At 67.9% G+C, this 21,441-nt stretch carries 22 protein-coding genes; all 22 read left to right on the top strand.

The window, feature by feature from the left end; all coding sequences use genetic code 11:
• The first annotated feature begins 34 nt into the window (after positions 1-34).
• The 22 genes from HNQ70_RS06735 (at position 35) to HNQ70_RS06635 (ending at position 21,410) form a co-directional block, all read left to right on the top strand.
• Positions 35-217, top strand: coding sequence for a hypothetical protein (locus HNQ70_RS06735; RefSeq protein WP_183965633.1), 183 nt, complete (start codon positions 35-37; stop codon positions 215-217).
• 28 nt (positions 218-245) lie between these two features.
• Complete coding sequence (locus HNQ70_RS06730; RefSeq protein ID WP_183965631.1) at positions 246-1,202, top strand: hypothetical protein; 957 nt, start codon at positions 246-248, stop codon at positions 1,200-1,202.
• The gene (locus HNQ70_RS06725; protein WP_183965629.1) at positions 1,202-1,408 is read left to right on the top strand and encodes a carbon storage regulator; all 207 of its coding nucleotides are present in this window, start codon (positions 1,202-1,204) and stop codon (positions 1,406-1,408) included. Before HNQ70_RS06730 ends, HNQ70_RS06725 begins: the two co-directional genes overlap by 1 nt.
• 77 nt (positions 1,409-1,485) lie before the next feature.
• The gene (locus HNQ70_RS06720; protein ID WP_183965627.1) at positions 1,486-2,598 is read left to right on the top strand and encodes a N4-gp56 family major capsid protein; all 1,113 of its coding nucleotides are present in this window, start codon (positions 1,486-1,488) and stop codon (positions 2,596-2,598) included.
• A gap of 32 nt (positions 2,599-2,630) precedes the next feature.
• Complete coding sequence (locus tag HNQ70_RS06715) at positions 2,631-3,098, top strand: hypothetical protein (RefSeq protein WP_183965625.1); 468 nt, start codon at positions 2,631-2,633, stop codon at positions 3,096-3,098.
• Positions 3,099-3,181: 83 nt separating this feature from the next.
• Positions 3,182-3,535: a hypothetical protein gene (locus tag HNQ70_RS06710; protein ID WP_183965623.1), complete on the top strand. Its 354-nt coding sequence runs from the start codon at positions 3,182-3,184 to the stop codon at positions 3,533-3,535.
• Positions 3,536-3,547: 12 nt separating this feature from the next.
• Positions 3,548-4,159: a hypothetical protein gene (locus HNQ70_RS06705; protein WP_183965621.1), complete on the top strand. Its 612-nt coding sequence runs from the start codon at positions 3,548-3,550 to the stop codon at positions 4,157-4,159.
• 22 nt (positions 4,160-4,181) lie between these two features.
• Positions 4,182-4,892, top strand: coding sequence for a phage adaptor protein (locus tag HNQ70_RS06700; RefSeq protein ID WP_183965620.1), 711 nt, complete (start codon positions 4,182-4,184; stop codon positions 4,890-4,892).
• Positions 4,893-4,908: 16 nt separating this feature from the next.
• Positions 4,909-5,256 carry a hypothetical protein gene (locus HNQ70_RS06695; RefSeq protein ID WP_183965618.1) on the top strand — a complete coding sequence of 116 codons (348 nt, stop codon included), beginning with the start codon at positions 4,909-4,911 and terminating at the stop codon, positions 5,254-5,256.
• A gap of 1,388 nt (positions 5,257-6,644) precedes the next feature.
• Positions 6,645-6,809: a hypothetical protein gene (locus HNQ70_RS20365; protein WP_221302699.1), complete on the top strand. Its 165-nt coding sequence runs from the start codon at positions 6,645-6,647 to the stop codon at positions 6,807-6,809.
• A gap of 680 nt (positions 6,810-7,489) precedes the next feature.
• On the top strand, positions 7,490-7,783 hold the full coding sequence (locus tag HNQ70_RS19910; RefSeq protein ID WP_221302698.1) for a hypothetical protein: 294 nt from the start codon (positions 7,490-7,492) through the stop codon (positions 7,781-7,783).
• A gap of 718 nt (positions 7,784-8,501) precedes the next feature.
• On the top strand, positions 8,502-8,975 hold the full coding sequence (locus tag HNQ70_RS06685) for a tail fiber assembly protein (RefSeq protein WP_183965616.1): 474 nt from the start codon (positions 8,502-8,504) through the stop codon (positions 8,973-8,975).
• The gene (locus HNQ70_RS06680) at positions 8,975-10,048 is read left to right on the top strand and encodes a glycosyltransferase (RefSeq protein ID WP_183965614.1); all 1,074 of its coding nucleotides are present in this window, start codon (positions 8,975-8,977) and stop codon (positions 10,046-10,048) included. The genes HNQ70_RS06685 and HNQ70_RS06680 overlap by 1 nt, the downstream gene beginning before the upstream one ends.
• Positions 10,045-10,251 (top strand): hypothetical protein, encoded by a 207-nt coding sequence (locus HNQ70_RS20135; protein ID WP_183965612.1) that lies wholly within the window; start codon positions 10,045-10,047, stop codon positions 10,249-10,251. The genes HNQ70_RS06680 and HNQ70_RS20135 overlap by 4 nt, the downstream gene beginning before the upstream one ends.
• On the top strand, positions 10,248-10,718 hold the full coding sequence (locus HNQ70_RS20130) for a glycoside hydrolase family protein (RefSeq protein ID WP_183965610.1): 471 nt from the start codon (positions 10,248-10,250) through the stop codon (positions 10,716-10,718). Before HNQ70_RS20135 ends, HNQ70_RS20130 begins: the two co-directional genes overlap by 4 nt.
• Positions 10,715-11,236 (top strand): hypothetical protein, encoded by a 522-nt coding sequence (locus HNQ70_RS06665; RefSeq protein WP_183965608.1) that lies wholly within the window; start codon positions 10,715-10,717, stop codon positions 11,234-11,236. Before HNQ70_RS20130 ends, HNQ70_RS06665 begins: the two co-directional genes overlap by 4 nt.
• Positions 11,223-14,009: a hypothetical protein gene (locus HNQ70_RS06660; RefSeq protein ID WP_183965606.1), complete on the top strand. Its 2,787-nt coding sequence runs from the start codon at positions 11,223-11,225 to the stop codon at positions 14,007-14,009. Before HNQ70_RS06665 ends, HNQ70_RS06660 begins: the two co-directional genes overlap by 14 nt.
• Positions 14,010-14,272: 263 nt before the next feature.
• Positions 14,273-17,659, top strand: a complete 3,387-nt coding sequence (locus HNQ70_RS06655) for a DUF1983 domain-containing protein (protein WP_183965604.1) — start codon at positions 14,273-14,275, stop codon at positions 17,657-17,659.
• A 1-nt stretch (position 17,660) separates the two neighbouring features.
• Complete coding sequence (locus HNQ70_RS06650) at positions 17,661-18,239, top strand: DUF4376 domain-containing protein (protein WP_183965602.1); 579 nt, start codon at positions 17,661-17,663, stop codon at positions 18,237-18,239.
• A 57-nt stretch (positions 18,240-18,296) separates the two neighbouring features.
• Complete coding sequence (locus tag HNQ70_RS06645; protein ID WP_183965600.1) at positions 18,297-18,716, top strand: GNAT family N-acetyltransferase; 420 nt, start codon at positions 18,297-18,299, stop codon at positions 18,714-18,716.
• Positions 18,694-19,821: a tail fiber domain-containing protein gene (locus HNQ70_RS06640; RefSeq protein ID WP_183965598.1), complete on the top strand. Its 1,128-nt coding sequence runs from the start codon at positions 18,694-18,696 to the stop codon at positions 19,819-19,821. The genes HNQ70_RS06645 and HNQ70_RS06640 overlap by 23 nt, the downstream gene beginning before the upstream one ends.
• A 92-nt stretch (positions 19,822-19,913) precedes the next feature.
• A complete protein-coding gene (locus tag HNQ70_RS06635) occupies positions 19,914-21,410 on the top strand; it encodes a hypothetical protein (protein ID WP_183965596.1) in 1,497 nt (498 codons plus the stop codon).
• Positions 21,411-21,441 lie beyond the last annotated feature (31 nt).

Here is a 21,441-nt window from a genome sequence, read left to right as displayed (position 1 = left end):
ATGAGCGCCGGTCTGCCAACGACAGGAGAGGCCCGTGGCCAAACGCAGCAAGCCGATGACGTCGGTCAAGCCCGATGAGGAATGGAAGGTCGAGTCGGACCTGAACGTGCTCATCGAAGCCGAGAAGATCAAGGGCGACGCCAGCCGCTACGCCAAGGCGCAAGCCATGGCCAAGCGAAAGATGATGGACGCGGCCAAGGTCGCCTCCGATGACTGACCGCCTTCAACCCACCATAGGAGCGCGCATGAGTGCGGCTTTCGACCAGGACGCCCTGGACACCCTGACCCCCGAAGAAATCGAAGCCATTCAGGGCGACGAGATGGACGACGCCGAGCGCGCTGCAATGGCGCGCATCGCCGGCGATGCCGGTGACGACGACGCCGACGCCGACGCCGACGCCGAGGACGACGATCCGGACGACGACGGCGAAGGGGATGGCGACGACGCCGCCGAGAAGCCCGAGCACGCCGCAGCCGAGGCGGCAGCCGACGCAGACCCCGAGCCGGCGCCCGAGCCGCCGGCCCAGCCGGTGGCGCAGCAGACCGCCTACCAGGCGCCGTTGCCCGACGGCTACGAGGACAAGGTCAAGTCGCTCGACAGCCAGGAGTCCGACCTCAAGGCCCGGTTCAAGGCCGGCGAGATGGACTTCGAGGAGTTCGACGAGAAGCGCGCGCAGATCATCGCCGAGCGCGACGAGCTGCGCACCGCCCGCGTGAAGGCCGAGATCGCCCGCGAGATGGCCGAGCAGAACGCCGCCGCCCAGTGGCAGCGCGCAATCGACAACCTCGCCACCCGCGCCGCAACCCCGGAAGGCGGTGGCGTCGACTACCGCAAGGACGCCGAGAAGGCCGCCGACCTGGACTCGTTCGTGCGCACGCTGGCCAACAACCCGGCCAACGCCGAGCGGCCGATGGAGTGGTTCCTCTCCGAGGCCCACAAGCGGGTGCTCGCGCTGCACGGCCTGGCGCCTGCGCGCGCTGCGGCGCCTGCGAGCGCGGATCCGGTGGCCGAAGCCAAGGCCAAGCGCCGCCCGCCGGTGGACGCAGTGCCCAAGTCGATCGCCGGCGTGCCTGGCGGTGACGGCCCGGGCGACGTCGGCGGCGAGTTCGCGCACCTCGAGCAGCTCGAAGGCTGGGAGCTGGAGGAGGCGATCGCGCGCCTGTCGCCGGCGCAGCGTGCGAAGTACGCAATGGGCGCGTGATGGACGAGCGTCGCCGCACCTGCACCGTGTGGGACGTCCGGGCCGGCGAGGTCTTGCGCTTTGCCGGCGCGGAAATCGAAGTCGCGCTGGTCAAGAAGTCCGGCCAGCTCGCGCGGCTTCGCGTGGCCGCCCCAGCGCGCGTGAAGATCGTGCGCGAAGTTGCAGCCGAGCGCGAGGCGGAATTCGTACCAAGCATGGCACCGTAGCACCGTGCTGCAAAGCATCGTAGTCCCCGAGCGCATGACGTGCTCCCGGCAAGTGAAAACTTCTTGGGAGTATCTGAATGGCCCGCACGATCATTGGGATTAACGATCCCAAGGCAGTCAAGAAATGGAGTGGCATGCTGGCGCACGACGCGTCGCACAAGAGCTACTTCAACAGCCGCTTCATGGCGCGTGGCGCCGAGGCGGAAGTGCCCATCCAAATCCTGACCGACCTGGAGTCGGACGCGGGCGAGCAGATCAGCTATGACCTGCTGGCCGAGCTTCGCATGGCCCCGGTCGAGGGCGAGGCGAACCTGGAGGGCAACGAAGAGGGTCAGCGGTTCTACACCGACACCATCTACATCGACCAGGCTCGCTGCGGTGTGAACACCGGCGGTCGGATGACCCGCAAGCGCACGCTGCATGACCTGCGCGAGAAGGCCAAGCGCCAGCAGTCGAGCTGGTGGGCGCGCCTGCAGGACGAGCTGCTGTTCATCTACCTGTCCGGCGCTCGCGGCGTCAACGCCAACTTCCTGCTGCCGCTCGGCTACACGGGCCGCGCCAACAACGACCTGTTCGCGCCCGACAGCAACCATGTGCTGTACGGCGGCGACGCCACGGCGTTCAACAACCTGGACGCCAACGACAAGTTCGACCTGCGCCTGATCGACCGCGCCAAAACGCGTGCGGACGTCCAGGGCGGCGGCGCGACCAACGTGCCGGTGCTGCAGCCGTGCAAGATCGACGGCAACGAGACCTTCGTGTGCGTGATGCACACGTTCCAGGAAGACGACCTGCGCGCCAACACCAACGCTGGCCAGTGGCTCGACATCCAGAAGGCGGCAGCCGGCGCAGAGGGCCGCAACAGCCCGCTGTTCAAGGGCTCGCTGGGCATGTACCGCGGCGTGATCCTGCACAGCCACCGCAACGTGATCCGGTTCGCCAACGCTGGCGCCGGCACCATCGAGGCGGCCCGCGCGCTGTTCCTGGGTTCGCAGGCGGCGGTCGTTGCCTACGGTTCGCCGGGCACGAACATGCGCTTCTCGTGGCACGAAGAGACCCGGGACAACGGCGACAAGGTCGTGATCTCGACGTCGAGCATCTTCGGCGCGAAGAAGGTGCGCTTCACCACCGAGGAAGGTCCGCAGGACTTCGGCGTGTTCGCGCTCGACACCGCAGCGGCCTCGCGCTGATCGGCGTCAGGTAACGGAAACAGGAGCAAGCAATGCCTTTCACCAACTCCAATGACTACCTGACCGGCCGCAAGCCGACGGTCTTCCCCGCCGGCGCGGAAGTGGTGGCCGTGCGCTACCCGATCGCGCTGGTCGCTGCCGACCTGGACGAGAACGACATCGGCGCCGTGGGCACCCTGCCTGCGGGCTGCGTGCCGGTCGGCGTGCTTGTCGACAGCGACGACCTCGACACCAACGCCCAGCCCACGATCGCCCTGGCGGTCGGCGTGCTCAATGCCACCGGCGACGACCTGTCCACGGCCGCGGCCGACGGCGGCGCCGCCTGGGGCACGGGCCTGACCGTGGCGCAAGCCGGCGGCCAGGTCCAGGTGCTGAGCAAGGCGCTGTCCAGGGTCGCGGCCACCGGCGCCGACCGCACCGTGGCGCTGAAAGTGACCACGGCGGCGGCAACCAAGGCCGCCGGCACCGTGGGCGTGACCCTGCTGTATCGCGCCGCCTGACGCGCGATCCATGCAACAGGCTGGCGCCACGAGCGCCGACCGGGGGAGGGGGGCGGCTCCCTCCCCTTTTTTCTGGAGCACCGATGAAACTGAGCACCAGCATCCTGCCGCGACGTGACGGCACCGTGCGCGTTCGCGGGCTCGACGACCAGACCTACATCTTCACGCCCGGCGACGACGGCGAGATGGTCGGCACGATCGAGCATGAGCCGACCGTCGCGTTCCTGCTGCAGGGCGGGCTGTTCTACCCGGCCGACCCCGGCGACTACGAAGCCGCGCTGCGCCTGGCCGGCGCGGACGAAGACGAGCCGGAAGAGGACGACAAGGACGACGACGAGGCCGGCGCCTCCGCGCTTCCCGTCGAGGCCAACACGCCGCCCGTGGCCGCTCCGGCGCGCCGCCGTGGCCGCCCGCCGCGCGCAGCTGCTGCGCAGTAAAGGGCCGGGGCCGTGGCCACCTGGGACACCTGGTTCTCCGAAGTGCTGGTGCACGCGCCTGGCGCGCCGGACCCTCTGGTGCTGCGTGCGGTCAGCCGGGCGGCGCGCGAGTTCTTCCAGCGCACCCGCGCCTGGATGGAGTGGCTCGACCCGGTGGCCTCGGGCGATGCGCCGGACTACGCCTTCGAGCTGCCGCGCGAGACCGAGATGGTGCGCATCGAGCGGGCAACAGCCGACGGCCAGCCGTTCCCGGTGCGCTCGTACCGGCTGATCCCGTCCGACTGGACCCGAACCGACACCGAGGAGCGCTCGCTGGTGAGCCGCGACCTGCAGACGTTCGTGCTCACCGGCAACACGCCGGCTGGGCTGCAGCTGCAGGCCCAGGTGTCTCTGATGCCGAGTCGCCGCGCGCGGGGCATCCCGGACCACCTGGCCGACCGCTACCTGGAGCCGATCGCAGAAGGCGCCAAGGAGATCCTGCTGCTGACGCCGGGCTCGTTCGCGGATGCGGCTGCGGCGGGGTTGGCGCGCGCGAAGTTCGATGCCGCGATCGCCGCGCATGCGGTGGACGCTTTCATGGGGCACGCCGGCCAGGTGCCGCGCGCCCGCGTTTCCTGGTTCTAAGCAACGCCGAACGGAGTACCCAATGGCCATCACCGCCCAATCCATCATCCGCCGCGTCGCCGAGACGCTCCAGGACACGACGTCCATCCGCTGGCCGATCAACGAGCTGGTGCGATACCTGAACGACGGCCAGCGCGAGATCGTGCTGCACCGGCCCGACAGCATGGTCACCAACGCGGCCCAGGCGCTGGTGGCCGGCTCCAAGCAGTCGATCCCGTCCAACGGCGCCAAGCTGATCGAGGTGGTGCGCAACTCGGGCGGCGCCAAGCGCGCGATCCGCGTGTGCGAGCGCGAAATCCTGGACGCCCAGGCGCCCGGCTGGCACGGCCTGAGCGGCGTCACCGAGGTGCTGCATTTCATGTACGACCCGCGCGACCCGAAGGTGTTCTACGTGTACCCGCCGGCCGCAGCCTCCGGGGCGTCCGTGGATCTGGTCTACGCGGCGCTGCCGACCGACGTCACCGAGCCGGCCGACGGTGTCACCTACTCGTCGGTCACCGGCAACATCAGCGTGCCGGACATCTACGGCAACGCGCTGCAGGACTTCATCCTGTACCGGGCCTACACCAAGGACAGCGAGTACGCCGGCAACGCGCAGCGCGCGGTCAACCACTACACGGCGTTCGCCAACGCGCTTGGCGTGGAGCTGCGCGGCACCCTGGCTGTGGCCCCGGTCACCCGCGGCAACCCGAACGCGGCCCGCACGGCCGCTCTGGCCACCTCCGCAGGCTGACGCAAAGGCCTGAACCGTGACCGCTCAGTACGACCTGACCATCCAGCAGGGGGCCACCTACCGGCGCACGTTTCGGTGGCTGGCTGACGGCGACCCGGTGAGCCTGACGGGCTTCGTGGCCCGCATGCAGATCCGGCGCTCGGTGCGCGCCCCGGAGGTGATCGTGTCGGCCACGACCGAGAACGGCCGGCTGACGCTGAACGCGCCCGCGGGTGAGGTGTCTCTGGAGTTGCCCGCATCGGTCACGGCGGCGATCACGGCGCGCACAGGCGTCTACGACCTGGAGCTCGAGGACGCGGGCGGTGTGGTGACGCGCCTGGTCGAGGGCGCGGTGGAGTTCGTGCCGGAGGTGACCCGTGACTGACACGGTGGTAGTGATCGAGCCGCAAGGCGAGCGTCTGCTCGAGGTCGGCATCGCTGGTCCCCGCGGCCCGGTTGGTCCCACCGGTCCGGCCTCGACCGTCCCTGGCCCGCAGGGTGCGACTGGTCCGACCGGGGCGCAGGGCGAGCCGTCCACGGTTCCCGGCCCGACCGGTCCTGCCGGACCGCAGGGCAGCCAAGGCATCGCCGGACCCACCGGGCCGCAGGGCGACCAGGGTGTTCAGGGTGAGACCGGTCCCGTCGGCCCCACCGGTCCGCAAGGCAGCGTCGGCGCGACCGGCGCGCAAGGCCCTACCGGCCCGCAGGGTGTCGTTGGCCCCACCGGTCCGCAGGGGGTGCAGGGCGAGGTCGGTCCGACCGGCCCGCAGGGTGCGCAAGGCATCCAGGGCGAGCAGGGCGTGCAAGGCGTCGCTGGCCCTACCGGCCCGCAGGGTGAGGTTGGCCCGCAGGGTGAGCAGGGCGTCCAGGGGGCTGTTGGCCCGACTGGGCCTCAAGGCGCTCAGGGTGATGTCGGCCCGACTGGTCCGCAAGGCGATGTCGGCCCTACCGGGCCGACCGGCGCGGCATCGACCGTTCCTGGCCCCACTGGCCCGACCGGGCCCGTCGGCGCCGGCCTGAACATCCTCGGCACGCTGACCGATCCGTCCGAGCTGCCGGGGTCTGGCTCAGCCGGTGACGGCTACCTGATTGGCGGCAGCCTGTATGTCTGGGACGGCGACAGCTGGGAGAACGTCGGCAGCGTGCAGGGGCCGACTGGGCCGACGGGTGCTGCTGGCGAGACTGGTGCAGCCGGCGCTGTCGGTCCGACGGGGCCGCAAGGTGAAGCGGGCGCCGCGGGCGTTCAGGGTGATGTTGGACCGACTGGACCTACCGGGCCTCAAGGTGAGGCGGGTGAAGCGGGCGCCACGGGCGTTCAGGGTGATGTTGGCCCAACCGGCCCCACGGGCCCACAAGGTGAGACCGGTGCTGTAGGTGCAGCTGGTGCGACCGGACCCACCGGGCCTACTGGCGCCACGGGCGCCACGGGCGAGCAAGGTGTTGCTGGAGAGGCCGGCGCAGTCGGCCCGACCGGACCCCAAGGGGAAAAAGGCGACCAGGGTGTCGCTGGGGACGTTGGCCCTACCGGACCGCAAGGCGAGACCGGTGCGACGGGCGCACAAGGCGATGTCGGCCCGACGGGTCCGACGGGGCCTCAAGGTGACCCTGGTGCTGCAGGCGAGACCGGTGCTGCTGGGCCTACCGGCGCCCAGGGCGACGTTGGGCCTACCGGGCCTACCGGGCCGCAGGGCGACGCTGGCGAAGCAGGTGCCACAGGTGCCACAGGTGCCATCGGGCCTACCGGCCCGACTGGGCCACAAGGCGAGAATGGTGATGCCGGTGCACAAGGCGAGGCAGGCGCTCAAGGTCCGACCGGCCCGACTGGACCTCAAGGCGAGACCGGTGCCGCCGGTGCCACGGGTATCCAAGGCGATGTCGGCCCGACTGGCCCTACGGGGCCGCAGGGTGCTCAAGGTGACCAAGGTGTCGCTGGTGTAGCGGGTGCCACCGGTGCTGTCGGCCCAACTGGACCCACTGGCCCCCAAGGAGAGACCGGTGCTACCGGTGCTACCGGCGCGCAGGGCATCCAGGGTGTGCAGGGCGTTGCCGGACCTACTGGTCCGACCGGCCCTCAAGGAAGCACCGGCGCTACGGGTGCTGCTGGTGCTGTTGGGCCCACCGGGCCGATTGGTCCTCAGGGTGCCGTTGGCGCAACCGGAGTCGCTGGAGCAACTGGTGCTCAAGGTCCGACTGGACCAACCGGTGCCACAGGGGCGCAAGGTGCTCAAGGGGTCACTGGATCCGTCGGTCCAACCGGACCCACCGGCCCCCAGGGTCTGACCGGCACCACCGGGTCAACTGGTTCAGCCGGACCAACGGGCCCAACTGGTCCCCAGGGTCTGACGGGCAACACCGGCTCGCAAGGCAACGTCGGCCCAACTGGGCCCACCGGCTCGCAAGGCAACGTCGGCCCAACTGGGGCTACTGGAGCGACGGGTGCACTCGGGCCAACGGGCCCAACTGGAACGCAAGGCCCGACTGTCTACCCCGCTGCCGGTCTGGCTGTTTCGACTGGATCTGCGTGGACGACCAGCAAGGCATCGCCATCGGGCGCCGTTGTCGGCACCACCGACACGCAGACGCTGACCGCCAAGACGCTGGGGAACTACACCGAGACGGTGTTCGCCATCACCGACGGTAGCACGGTCAACCTCGACCCCAACAACGGGCCGATCCAGACCTGGACGCTCGGCGCGAACCGTACGCCAGGGCAGGCCAACTGGGCGGCCGGTCAGTCGATCACGCTACTGGTCGATGATGGCAGCGCCTACACGCTCACCTGGACCACGCTGGCAGTGGTGTGGAAAACCGACGCAGGGGTCGCGCCCACGCTCAATACAACCGGCTTTACCGTCATCGTGCTTTGGAAAGTCGGCACGACGATCTACGGCGCTCGCGTGGGGGATGCGTAATGCTTTCTGCAAAAGCCTTGACGGCATCCAAATCTGTTGCGCCTACCACGATAGTCTCTTTCCCCTCCGCAGGGGCTTATTCTTGGACTGCGCCAGCTGGGGTCACGAACATCATTCGCCTGACTGGACGAGGGGGGTCGGGAGGTTCTGAGTGGCAGGTTAGAAACAACTTTGGTGCCACTGTGAGCAACTCCTTAAATTGCAGCATCGCAACTGTTCACGGTGGTTCTTTGAATTGGTCTGTGCCGTATAACCGAGGAATTGAGGCAATAAATCTTCTAAATACAATAACAACCGATCCGAATGGTCAATTTATTAACCCTGGTGTAAACGGCGTCAGGATAGAAATCTATTATTGGTGCAATACAACATCGACATGGAGAATTTCCAGGTCGGGGAGCTCTAGCGGGCAGTATAGAAGGACTGGGACATTTGTTCCATCGGATCCCAGCTTCCCAACCACCGGGACTGTCCCAACACCAAATTCGGTTAATAGACCCATCGTTAATAGCGGCGGCACTTTGGAACAGTTCGTCCTGAGCGCGTCGGGTGGATATTCAGGCGCCTTCGGCTTTGCTTACAGCTTCCCTGGTGGGTTCGGATCAAACCTGCCGTCTGAGGCAACCTACGAAAACATAAGCGTCGTTCCTGGAACGCAATACTCATTCTCGGTGGGCAGGAACATCGGTAGTCCATTGAGCTTCATTGAGTTTGAGTATTGAGCGGGGCCAGGCAAATGCATATCAGGCTTACAAACGGCAATCCCGAGAAGTACACGGTCTGGCAACTGCGTCGTGACAACCCCCAGACCAGCTTTCCGGCGGAAATCTCAGATTCCACGCTGGCCGACTACGGCGTCTTCCCGGTCACGCCCACCGAGCGACCCGATGTCGACCCGCGCACCGAGCGCCTTGAGGAAGGCACGCCGATCCTGATCGATGGGCAGTGGACGCAGCAGTGGTGGATCGTCGCGCTTACCGACGACGAGATCGCCGCGCGGGACGAAGCGCAGGGAGACCAGATCCGCGCCGAGCGCACCCAGCGCCTGAGCGACACCGACTGGACTCAGGTCGACGACGCGCCGCTCTCGAACGGCCAGAAGGCCGCATGGGCTGCCTACCGTCAGGCGCTGCGCGACATCCCGCAGCAGGGAGGCTTCCCTTGGGACGTTGTCTGGCCGGAGACGCCGTGATGCGGATCGCCGTCTACGCCATCAGCAAGAACGAGGAGCAGTTCGTCGAGCGCTTCTGCGCGTCGGCCAAGGACGCCGACCTGGTCCTGATCGCCGACACCGGATCGACCGACGCCACCGTCGAGCTTGCCGAGGCGTTCGGCGCTGCGGTCTACGACATCACGATCACCCCGTTCCGCTTCGACCTGGCGCGCAACGCTGCGCTGGCCCTGGTGCCACGCGACATCGACGTGTGCGTGAGCCTGGACCTGGACGAGGTGCTCGAGCCCGGCTGGCGCGAAGAGATCGAGCGTGTGTGGGAGCTGGGCAAGACCACCAGGCTGCGCTACGGGTTCGACTGGGGGCAGGGCATTCGCTTTGCCTACGAGAAGATCCACGCCCGCCACGGCTACCGGTGGCACCACCCGGTCCACGAGTACCCCAGGCCCGACGGCCGCATCACCGAGGTCTACGCGCACACGGACCGCTTGCTGGTGCGCCATCTGCCGGACCCGACCAAGAGCCGCGGCCAGTACCTGGATCTGCTCAAGCTCGCCGTCACCGAAGACCCGCGCTGCCCGAGGAACGGGTTCTACTACGCGCGCGAGCTGACCTTCTACGCCAAGTGGCTGGACGCGATCGAGGCGCTCAGCCGCTACCTCGCCATGCCCGAAGCCGACTGGCCCAACGAGCGGTGCTACGCGATGCGCCTGCTGGGCAAGGCCCACGACGAGCTGGGCCACGCGCAGGAAGCCATGCGCTGGTACCGCCGCGCGACCGCCGAGGCGCCCGGCACGCGAGAGCCCTGGTGCGATCTGGCGATGGCCTGCTACCGGCGCTCCCTGTGGGCCGAGTGCTACGGGGCGGCCACGAGCGCGCTGGCGATCACCGACAAGGCGTTGGTCTACACGATGGACCCGGCCGTCTGGGGTGCGCTTCCGCACGATCTGGCGGCGATCTCGGCGTGGCACCTGGGCCTGACCGATCAAGCCCGCGTGCATGGCCGCCAGGCCGCCGCGCTGGCCCCGGGTGACGAAAGGATCGCCCGCAACCTGGCGCACTACGAGCGCTCGCAGGAGGAAGTCGAAGCATGAGCACCAGCAGCCAAGCCGCCGTCGAGTCGGGCGCCGCCATCGTCGCCAAGGCGACCCCGCCCGTGACCGTCAGCCTTGCCACGGTGGCGGGCTATCAGGTCAGCGAGATCCTGCTCTGGGCGACGCTGATCTACACGGTGATGATGATCGGGCACAAGCTCTACGCGATCTGGGGCGACGTCAGCGGGCGGGGCAAGAAGTGAGGCACCCGAGGCTCGCGGTCGCTGGGCTGGCGCTGAGCGCCTCCGCGCTCGTGGGCATCGCCGTGCATGAGGGCTACCGCGACCGGGCCTACATCCCCGTGGCCGGCGACCGGCCGACGATCGGGTTCGGTGATGCGACCGGCGTCCAGATGGGTGACCGGACCGACCCGGTGCGCGCCCTGATCCGCCTGGGTGAGCACGTCGAGCGCAAGGAGCGCGAGCTCAAGGTGTGCATCGGCGACGTGCCGCTCCACCAGCACGAGTGGGATGCGATCGTGTCCTGGGCCTACAACGTCGGCACCACGGCAGCCTGCCGCTCGACGCTGGTGCGCAAGCTCAAGGCCGGCGACTACGCGGGCGCGTGCGCCGAGCTGCTGCGCTGGGACAAGTTCCAGGGCCGAGTCCTGCCCGGGCTGACCAAGCGCCGCGCCGACGAGTACCGCCAGTGCATGGGGGCACAGGGATGACCCTCCAGTCCCTCGGCATCATTGCCCTCGTCGTCGCCCTGGCGGTCGGCGGGTTCGGCGTCCACCGCGCCGGCGTCAAGTCCGGCGAGGCCCGCATCCAGGCCCAGTGGGACGCCGAGCGGCTCGCCCACGCCGAGGCCGTCCAGCGCGCCCAGCGCGACAAGGAGGCCGCCGAGCGCGACCTCGCCATCCGTCTGCAGGAGTCCGCCGATGCCCACACAGTCACGCTCGATCGCCTGCGCGACGCTGAGTCTGCTGCTGGCCGTGCTCAGCTACGGCTGCGCGCAGCCATCGCCACCGCCGCCCTCGGTGCTCGTGAGCAGTCCCAGGTTGCCGCCGCCGGACCCGCGACTGATGACCGTGCCGCCGCCGCCGGAGAGCTTCTCGCAGCGTGTGCAGGAGAGCTTGAGCAGATGGGCGCAGCAGCTGGAGGTCTTGCGGCCCAGGTGATCGGATTGCAGGGCTATGCGCGCACGGCCTACGAAGCCGCTCAGGAGAGCCCCCATGGCAATGATTGACCTTCGCAACTTCGGCGGGGAGATGCCGTCTGCCTCGGCCCGCGCGCTCCCGGCGAACGCGGCCAGGACCAACAAGAACCTGCTGCTGGCGACCAACGAGTTCCGCCCGCTGGCCCAGGACACGAACACCGCGGTGGCGGCCGCGGGGGCCAAGAGCATCTACCGCATGAACACCGGCACGTGGAAGGTGTCCGCCTCGGACATCAACTACGTCAAGGGTCAGATCGCTGACGACGACACCGAGCGCACCTACCTGACCTTCAACGACGGGTCTGCGCCGCCGCGAGTGTTCGACAAGGACGGTGCCGACCGGCAGCTCGGAGTCCCTCCCCCCGCCACTGCCCCTGCACTCGTGCACAACGTGGTCGACGAGCTGCGGATCTCTGAACTCCCCGAGGCCGCTACCCAGGCGGCCAGTCTGATCGAGAGCACCATCCGGGCGCAGCTGACCTACCCGATGCTGGGGGGCATTGCACTCGACCCGCCAACGAGCACCTCATACGGTTGGCTGCCGCACCCGACCGACCAGACCAATACCCTCCTGCTGACGCCGATGACCGCCGGCGCGCTCCCCGTAGGCTACGAGTTCTTGCTGGACCCCTTGCTGAACGGCGTCGAGGTCACTTATTCAGGCTTGCAGTTCTGGCAGATCGAGGTCAACTCGCTGGCCGTGGGCCGCGCCGTCAACGAGGCAGCGCTTGCCACCGCGCTTGAGGCTGTCGACGACCCGGTGCGCCCTGGCGAGAAACTGCTCACGCCGACGGAGGCCGCGTTCGCGGCTGACGAGGCTCACCGCTACCTCGACGCCACACAGGAGCCCCAGGCCGCGATGCTCGAGAGCATCTGGCGGGCAGCCTGGAAGGTCGACGGCGTGATGCGCACGGTGCGAGACGGCACCATGACGGCGGCGTTCTTTGCTGGCGACGTGTACCAGCGGGCGCTCTGGCAGCTTGGTGGGAACGCGAGCAGCGGGGAGGAGGGCGCGGTCACGGCCCGGGTGATGGATCTGCTCTACATCGTGGTGGCAAACACCGCCTACGGGACGCCGACCAACATCAACGCCGAGGACGACCCGGCAGCCTGGGTTGCCAACTACGACACGGCTGGCACGCCGCTCGGGTGGTGGGAGCCCAACATCCCCGCGGGTTCATTCAGCCGCTCCGAGGGCATCGGCAAGATCCGCACTGCGCTCTACGCAGCTGTGAAGACGGGCGTCGATGGCGTGCCGTACCTAGATCGCGAGGAGTTCCGAGACAAGGCGCTCGGTGAACTAAATGATCTCGTCAACCGGCGCCCGAGTGCTGAGAGCCGCAGCTACTACGCACCGCTGGTGGTTCAGTGGCTCGACGAAGCCCTGGTTCAGCTCGAGGCGTTCTTTGCCGCGGAGAACCTGCGCAGGCTCGCGCTTGGACTGACGGGCTCCAGCACCTCCGTGGCGTTCGCCCGAGCTGTCGACGACCTACGCGTCGCCACCGACACGCTCACCGCGCACTACGCGATCCTCGGGGACAGTCTGGCCACGCTCGCGCGCAACGTCGTGGGTCACTACTCGGTGGCGGTTGCTGGTCGGCATGCTGAGGTGGCGGTCAGTCCGGTTATCGAGGCTCGCTTTTACGTCTACACCTACGTGACTGACTGGGGCGAGGAGTCGGCGATGAGCCCCGTGAGCACCATGCTCGAGGTGGACCAGAACGACACTGTCGGCGTGACTATGGCCGCTGCACCGAGCGGGCGGAATGTCGCGAAGTGGCGGCTCTACCGCAGCGCCACAGGCTCCACGAGCAGCGCGTTCCTGTTCGTGGCCGAGGGGGCTGTCACGGGCCTGACCTACACCGACTCGGTCGCGGGGGCCGCCCTCGGCGAGCCGTGTCCGTCTGGAGCTTGGCTTCAGCCCCCGGCCAAACTCGGCGGCCTGGTGGGCATGCCCAACGGCATCATGGCTGGGTTCTTCGGGTCGACGGTGGCTTTCTGCGAGCCCTATGTGCCCTACGCCTGGCCGGCGGAGTACTGGGTGGCGCTTGAGCACCCGGTGGTGGGTCTTGGGGTATTCGGACAGACGCTCTTCGTGGGTACCACAGGCAACCCGTACTTCATCAGCGGCGCGGACTCGGCCTCCATGAGCGCGGTCAAGCTCGACAGCCCTCAGTCCTGCGCGTCTCGCCGCTCGATCGCCACCGTCCAGGGCGGGGTGCTGTACGCCTCTCCTGACGGCCTGTGCGTGGCCACACCCAACGGCGTGGAGCTTGTCTCCACCGGGCTGTTCACCCGGGAAGACTGGCAGAAGCTCACGCCATCGACCATGGTGGCGGCTCAACATGAGGGGATCTACTACCTCTTCTACGCGGGATCCGGTGGCGGTTGCCTGACCTTCGACCTGACGGCTCGCAAGCTCGGGCGCATCGATCTCATCGCGACCGCTACCCACAGCGACCTGCTGACCGACACGCTCTACGTCGCGCACAGCGGCACGATCCACTCGGTCGCGACTGCCGCCACCAGACGCACTGGCGAGTACCAGACGGGCAAGATGACCTTCGAGCGCCACGTGCCGATGGCATGGCTCAAGGTGTACGGCGACCAGACGCCCGAGGCCCCGGTGACGGTGCAATGGTATGGCGAGGGCGTGCTGCGGCACACGGCAACGGTGGCCGACACGTCGCCCCAAAGGCTGCCTGCCGGCAGGTGGCTCGAGCACGAGGTGCACATCGCGTCCAAGGCTCGCGTAACGCGCTTGGTCATGGCCGGGAACACTGAGGAGCTGCAGGCCCTATGAGTCGAGGTCGAGACACCGGCAGGGCGCGGCTGCCGGCGCTCCCGCCGGTCAATCCCCAAGACCCCGCGCTGCGAAGCTGGGTCAGCGCAGTCAATGAACGCCTTGAGGTCCGAGAGGGCAGTCGCGGCAATCCTGCAGAGCGCGTCGTCACCTGGCGCGACCTGGAGGCCCTCGGCGTTGATCCGCGTCGGCTTGCGTCCGGGCGGCTCGGCCCGGCTGGCGGCCCCCCGTTTCTTGTGGGCGGCCCAGGCGGGACGACGTACTTGACGGACGCCGAGGCGTTCTCAGCGGCCATCTACAACTCCCGACTGTTCCAGAGCCTCGTGAAGCGCCTGGATGACCTGAGCCGGTTTGACGCCCTGCCCGAGGAGGTGCGGCGCATCCTGCTCAACGAAATCTCTCTGGAGGCAAAGCGGCGCGGCGCCGACATCCAGCGACTGGAGCACAAGTTCCAGAGCGAGACGCAGAGCCTTGCCTACAAGGTCGAGGAGACCACGGCCGCCGTCCAGGGCTCGTCTTCCGGGGTGCGCGAGTTGGCGTTCGCAGCTGCCACTGAAGCCCGCGCTACCGCGGGGCTGGTGAACCAGGTGCAGGCCCGCTTGGATGATGTCGGTGGTGTGACCATCGAGGAGTCGCTGATCGCCGTAGCCGACCGGGTGGAGGGGCTTTCCGGCGAGTACATGGTCAAGATCAACGCCGGGCGCGCGGTCGCAGGGGTCGGCCTGTCGGCCTCGGAAGATCCGGATGGGAACACTGAGTCGGCCTTCATCGTGCAGGCGGACACGTTCGCCTTGGTGCCTACCTACGACTACGCGCAGGGCACCGCCCCTTGGGCCATCGCCGTAGGCGAGACGTGGTACGACACCGAGAACCGCCTGTCCTACCGATCGACTGGTACCGGCACCGGGAATTGGGCGCTCTATACACCCGTGGCGCCTTTCGGCGTGGACACGACCGACGGCGCGATCTACCTCAACGGACTGGTGCGGATCAACGCCACCGGCCCGACGCTCGACGAGCTCGCGTCGATGGGCGGCATCAAGCTCGACTACTCCTCGCAGTATTTCAAGATCGACGCGACCGGCTCGCCGGTGAATGCCACGATCACCCTGACCGCGGTGCTCTCCTCGGGCCTGTCGGGCTACGTGGACTGGTCCTCGTCCTCGGGCTACGGCGGCACGCTACCGGCGGCCGGCACGGCCAACACGGCTACGATCAACGTCGCCGACCTGACGGCCGACGCGGCGGTGTTCACGATCACGAAAGTGGATGGCGCCGACACCTACACCGACACGGTGACCCTGGTGAAGCTGCGCGACGGCACCGACGCGGTTTCGGCGCTGCTGACCAACGAGCATGTCACGGTGCCGGCCAATGCCGACGGCAGCAGCCCCGTATTGACCGGTGCGACCAGCTCCATGCGGGTCTACGTCGGCACGGTCGACGACACGGCCAACTGGACCTTCACGACCTCTGCGTCTCCCGGGGTAGCGCTGTCTTCTGGCAGTGCCACGCCAGACATCGTGGTCAGCGGGCTCACGGTGGACTCCGGGACCGTCACCAAGACCGCGAGCAAGGCCGGCTACTCGCCGATCAGCAAGGTATTCACGATCACGAAGGCCAAGGCCGGCACGTCAGGCACCAACAACGCCGTCGTCTTCATCTACCGGCGCGCGGCCTCTGCACCAAGCAAGCCCTCCGTCGCCTCGACGTACACGTTCTCGACGCGGTCCATCAGCGGGTTGAACAACAGCTGGACGGCAACCGTCCCGGCAGGCACCGACCCGGTCTGGGTGTCCACTGCGGTGGCATCGTCCAGTAGCGACACCGACAGCATCGCGGCGGCGGAGTGGACGAATCCGACCATCCTGGCGCAGAACGGCGCCGTCGGCGATACCGGGCCCAGCGGCCTGAACTCCGCGACCGTCTACCTGTACCAGCGCACCGCGACCGATACGCCCCCTGCGCTCCCCTCGGCGACGACGACCTACACGTTCGCGACGGGGTTCGTCACCGGGTTCAACAACGGCTGGGCGCGCGAGCTGACGACGACCGGTGGCCCGTACCGCTGGGTCATCCAGGCGACCGCCGCCAGCAGCTCTGCGACGGACACAATCTCGTCGGGCGAATGGTCGGAGCCGCGCATCCTCGCCCAGGACGGGAGCAACGGAACGGCAGGCGCGGCCGGCGCGCGAGGCTCGTTGGCGATGTCGGCGATGGTCAGTGGTCTGATCGCCTACCCGACGCGCGTCGGCGGCAAGGCGCGCTGGAGTACCAGCAACCTCAACGAGGCAGGTGCGGTATCGGCCGACTCAGCGGCTACGTCAACCATCTGTACGGCGCTCGGTGTACCGGCCCTTACCAGCAACCTGCAGATCGGCGATACGGTCACGCTGAGCTCAATTGCAGGCGGGGACACGTGGTTGATCGGCACGCCAACGGGGTTCACGGCCGACGCGATTCGCGCCATGACCTACGGGTTGGGTGTCTACGTGGCCGCGGGGACTTCCGGCAAGCTCTCGACGTCGGCTAACGGGAGCATCTGGATTGCGCGTACCAGCGGCTTCGGCACGACAGCGATCAACGCGGCGTGCTTCGCCTACGGACTGTTCGTCATCGGCGGGGATTCTGGGAAGCGGGCCTGGAGCACCGACGGCATCACGTGGACGGCGACCTCGACCTTCGACGGTGGGGGGACGGCCATCACAGGGATCGCCTGCGGCAATGAGGTCTGGGTCGCTGTCGGCGGCACGAAGTGCCAGGTGTCCCGCAACGGCAAGGACTGGGAGGCAACCACCACGCCGTTCGCCGGCGCAATCAACGCTGTGGCGTTCGGCAACGGACTGTTCGTGGCCGTCGGCGCTGCAGGGCGAATCTACACGTCGGCTGACGGCGCCGCGTGGACGCTGCGCACCAGCAACAACACGGACGCATATCACGCGGTGGCGTTCGGGGAGGGCCGGTTCGTGGCCGTTGGCGCCGCGGGCAAGGTGTCGGTGTCGGACACACCCACGGGCGCCTGGGCCGCGCCCACGTCCCTCGGCTCGATGACCTTTTACGCCTGCATCTTCGGCAACCGCACCTTCGTCGTCGGCGGGTCCACGGGCAATCTCCAGACCAGCCCGGATGGTGCAACCTGGGTGTCCCGCAGCGGCTTCACCGGCGCAAGCAACACCATCCAGGCCGCGGCCTACGGCGGGGTTCGGTTCGCGGCCGGAGGCTTCGCCGGGAGCGCCGGTTTGCTGGGGTACAGCTCGTCCCAAACTCCAGCTTCTGTGACCGGCTACTGGTCAGGATCGGCCTGGGTGAACCCAGGGGTCACGATCGACGGAAACCTGCTGGTCACCGGTTCGCTCAGCGCTGGGACAGGCAACTTCAACAAAGTGGTCGTTGCCTACTCGGGCTTCTACTACAGCGACTCGCTCAGCACGAACGCGCAAGGGTTCGTCGACATCACGTTCTCGACCTCCGGCATCGGCACCCCCCTGTGGTCCTGGGCGATCTACACCGGGCTTGACGACCTGATGCCGGTCCTAACGTGGATCGACAACACGGCCACCTCGGTTACGTTCCGGCTGCATATCTGGAACAAGGCGACCGGCGCGGCGTACGTGGGACCAGTTCCAGTTCTGAAAATTGCGGTGTTCTGACATGGACTACTACCTCATCCAGAACGGCGGCGACCGGACGGTCATCCGCAGCGACGCGCCGGTACCGGGGGCCAACGTCATCCCGGACGAGCTGGTCCATGCGGTGTTCGACTGCATGGACGCCGGCATACCCTTCCGCCTCGTCGATGGTCAGCTCGAGCTGGCTTCGGATCTGCGCCCATCCAGGCACGCCACCTACGACTGGGAGCGGCGGGCGTGGGTGGATGCGCGCACCCTGGGCGAGATGAAGGCTCAGAAGTGGGCCGAAGTACGTGCTACCCGAGACGCCAAGGAGTTCGGCGGGTTCACTTGGGATGGCTCGATCTTCGACTCGGACGCGATGAGCCAGTCTCGCATCATGGGTGCTGCACAGCTCGCGCAACTGGACCCTGGGTTTCAGATCGACTGGACCCTTGCCGACAACACCGTGCGTAGCCTATCGGCCGTGGACATGCTCGCTGTCGGAGTGGCTCTCGGCGCTCACGTTGCCGCGCAGCACGCAACGGCCCGGGAGCTGCGCGCGCAGATCCACGCGGCCGCCGATCACCAAGCTGTCGAGGCCGTGGCATGGCCCGACTGATCGCCTGCATCTACCTGTGCGGGTGAGGCGCGTGGCAAGCATGGCACGCTGGTTGCCATGCTGGTCTACGACCTCGATGCGGTGCACGCCTTCATGAAGGGCCGGATTCCGGGCCTGCATCGCTGCGACGACATGCAGGCCATCGGATGGGAGGAGCGCGGGCAGCTGGTCGCCGGCGTGCTGTACGAAGGGTTCAACCCGCACAACGTCTGGATGCACGTGGCGGCGGTGCCTGGTGCCCGGTGGATGCGGCGCGAGTACCTGCGGGCGTGCTTTGCCTATCCGTTCCTGGTGTGCGGCGTCGAGCGGATCAGCGGCTACGTGAACGAGAGCAACTGGCAGGCCCGCGGCTTTGACGAGCACCTGGGTTTCAAGGAAGAGGCGCGGCTGCGCGGTGCGGCGCCCGACGGAGGCGACGTCATCATCTACGTGATGCGCCGGGAGGATTGCAGGTATGTCCAGGTTCCACAGCACTGAGTTCGATCTTCTGCCAGAGCGCGCCTTTGCCGGCCGCCCGGGTCGCTTCGGCCAACGCCTGACCTACGAGGGCAGCAAGGGCAGCAGCACCCCGGCGCCCGACCCGCGCCTGGTCGAGGCGCAGATCCGCTCGATGGGCGTCCAGGACGACGTCATCCAGCGCATCGTCGCCACGTCCGAGGAGATGATGCCGCTGCAGCGTGAGCAGATGCAGTTCGGTCTTGACGCGGCGCGCACGGCCTACACTCAGGCGCAGGCGGACCGGGACTACACCCTGGCCCGCCGTGGCGTTCTGAGCGGGCTTCAGGACCGCTTGACCGAGGACGCGCGCAGCTTCAACACCGAGGACCGGCGCGACCAGTTGGCCGGGCAGGCGACTGCCGACGTCTCGCAGGCGTTCGGCGTGGCTCGAGAAGCGCAGGCGCGCGACCTTGCCAGGCGCGGCGTGAATCCCGCCAGCGGGGCTTTCGCTGCGATGTCGACGCGCTCAATGACCGACGAGGCGCTGGCCCGGGCGGGTGCGGCCAACACGGCGCGCACCGCCGCGCGCCAGGAGGGCTTCGCGCTCACCGACCGTGCGACCAACGCGCTGGCGGGCTACCCCTCGATGAGCATGCAGGCCACGGGCGCCGGCGCGGGCTACGGCGGCATGGGCCTGAACCTCGCCAACAGCGGGCTGGCCGGGATGAACGCCGGGTTTGGCCAGGCTGCAGGCGTTGCCGGCCAAATGGGCTCCAACGCCACGAACATGTACGGTGCGCAGGCGCAGTACAAGCTCGGCCAGGACAGGCTCGCCGCTGAGAGTGACCCATTTGCGTCCCTGCTTGGTGCTGGCGCACAACTAGGCGCAGCGTGGCTCGGCAAGCCGTCCGACCGTCGCCTCAAAGCGAACATTGCCCTAGTCGGGAAGGACGAGCGCACCGGTCTGAACCTGTACGAGTTCGCCTACGTCGGGGCGCCGCAGCGGCGCTTCCGTGGCGTGATGGCCGACGAGGTGGAGTCGCGCTTCCCGGCGGCGGTGGTGTACGACGATCTGGGCTTTGCTAGCGTCGACTACGCGATGCTCGGCATCGAGATGGCCGAGGTGCAAGGAGAGCCGGCATGAGTTTCGCTCGCAATTTCGCTGCTGGGCAGCGCATCGCCAGCGACCTGCTGGACACCTACGAGAAGGGCAAGCTGCGCAGCGATCTGGGCAAGGTGTTCGCCGAGAAGCCAGAGGATTTGCAGGGGTTCACCACGGAGCACATGGACCAGCTGCGCCAGGCCGGCGAGTCCGGGCAGAGCGACATCGGCTACGACGAGGCGCGCCGGGGCTACACCGTGACGCCAAAGGCCGGCGGCGAGGCGAGCTTCATCCCGATGCAGCCGGTGACCGACTTCCTGGGCAAGCGCACTGCCGGGACGATGAACGAGTCTCAGGTCAACGCTGCGCGGATGCGGTCGGTTGCCGACATCCTGGGCGCGCGCGATCCGGTGGCTGGGCTGCAGATGCGTCGGCAGTTGGAGCGCGACGAGCGTGATGACCAGCGGTTCGCCTGGGAAAGGTCGCGCAACGAGCGCGAGGAGCGCACCGCGGCACAGAAGGAGGCCGACGACCAGCAGATGCGCGGAATCGACGCCGAGATCGGAAAAGCCATGGAGCAGCGCCTGGTGCAGAAGGATGGCACACAGCGCCCCATGACGGTGGACGACTACCTCTACGGCAGTCAGATGCGTGCTGCGCGCCTGTTGGCGGCTGGCAAGTCGGACGAAGCTGGGCAGGCGATCAAGGACTACCAGGCGCAGTCGTTCGCCAAGATCCAGCTGGAGACGGCGCAGCGTAACGAGGCGCTAGGCCAGACGGTGGCCGCGCTCAACGCTGGCGACTTCTCCAAGGTGCGCGACTTCTACAACGCCTACGTCCCCGACGGCATGCGGGTGACCGATGTGGTGCCGGACCAGAGGACCGGCTCCATCACGATCCGGCGCATGACGGCTGACGGCCGGCCGGTGCCGGACACCGTCATCAAGGACACCGGGCAGCTGACCGCAGCGCTGTCGACGTTCAAGGATCCGATGGCCGTCTACAACTGGAGCCAGAACGAATTCCAGAACAGCCTGCGCGAGAACCAGGATCGGCGGGCCGAGAACGCGGACAAGCGGGCCGGGTCGGCTGCGTCGGACGCTCGTTCTGAGCGTGATCGAGCGCGCAAGGAGAATGAAGAGAAGGCAAACGCTGCCGTGGCGCTCTTCAAGGAGCGCAACCCTGGCGCGTCAGAGGCAGAGCTGAACGCGGTGCGCAACGGCGTGCTTGCTGCCGTTCAAGAAGGTGGCAGCAAGGCCGACTACAAGCCGGATCAGTTCGGCGCCGGCGGCACCGTGGTTCAGACTGACAAGAGCGGCAACATCACGATCACGAAGGTCGGCGCAAGTGGCAAGCCGACGGCGCCGCTGCGGATCACCGCACCTGGCGCGGCTAGCGCGCCGAGCCAGCAAACGCCGGCCGGCAGAGCTGCAGCGGCAGCGCAGAACCCGCCGGCTCAGCCCCCGATTCCAGCGGCCGGCCAGCGGCGCAATGACGACGGATCGATCACCGGGCGAATTGGGGCTGCGCCGAAGAGGCCCGACAACATCACGGCGGAAGACATCGCCGCGACCGCCAAGAAGTACGGCATCACCGAAGCGGAGGTCAGGCGCCGGCTGAACCTCCCGTGATCCGCGTGGCAAGCATGGCACCCTCGATCGG

It is taken from the genome of Quisquiliibacterium transsilvanicum, assembly GCF_014202215.1.
GTDB lineage: Bacteria > Pseudomonadota > Gammaproteobacteria > Burkholderiales > Burkholderiaceae_E > Quisquiliibacterium > Quisquiliibacterium transsilvanicum.
The sequence above is the reverse complement of the archived record's forward strand: the minus strand, read 5'-3'. Positions and strand labels throughout refer to the sequence as shown.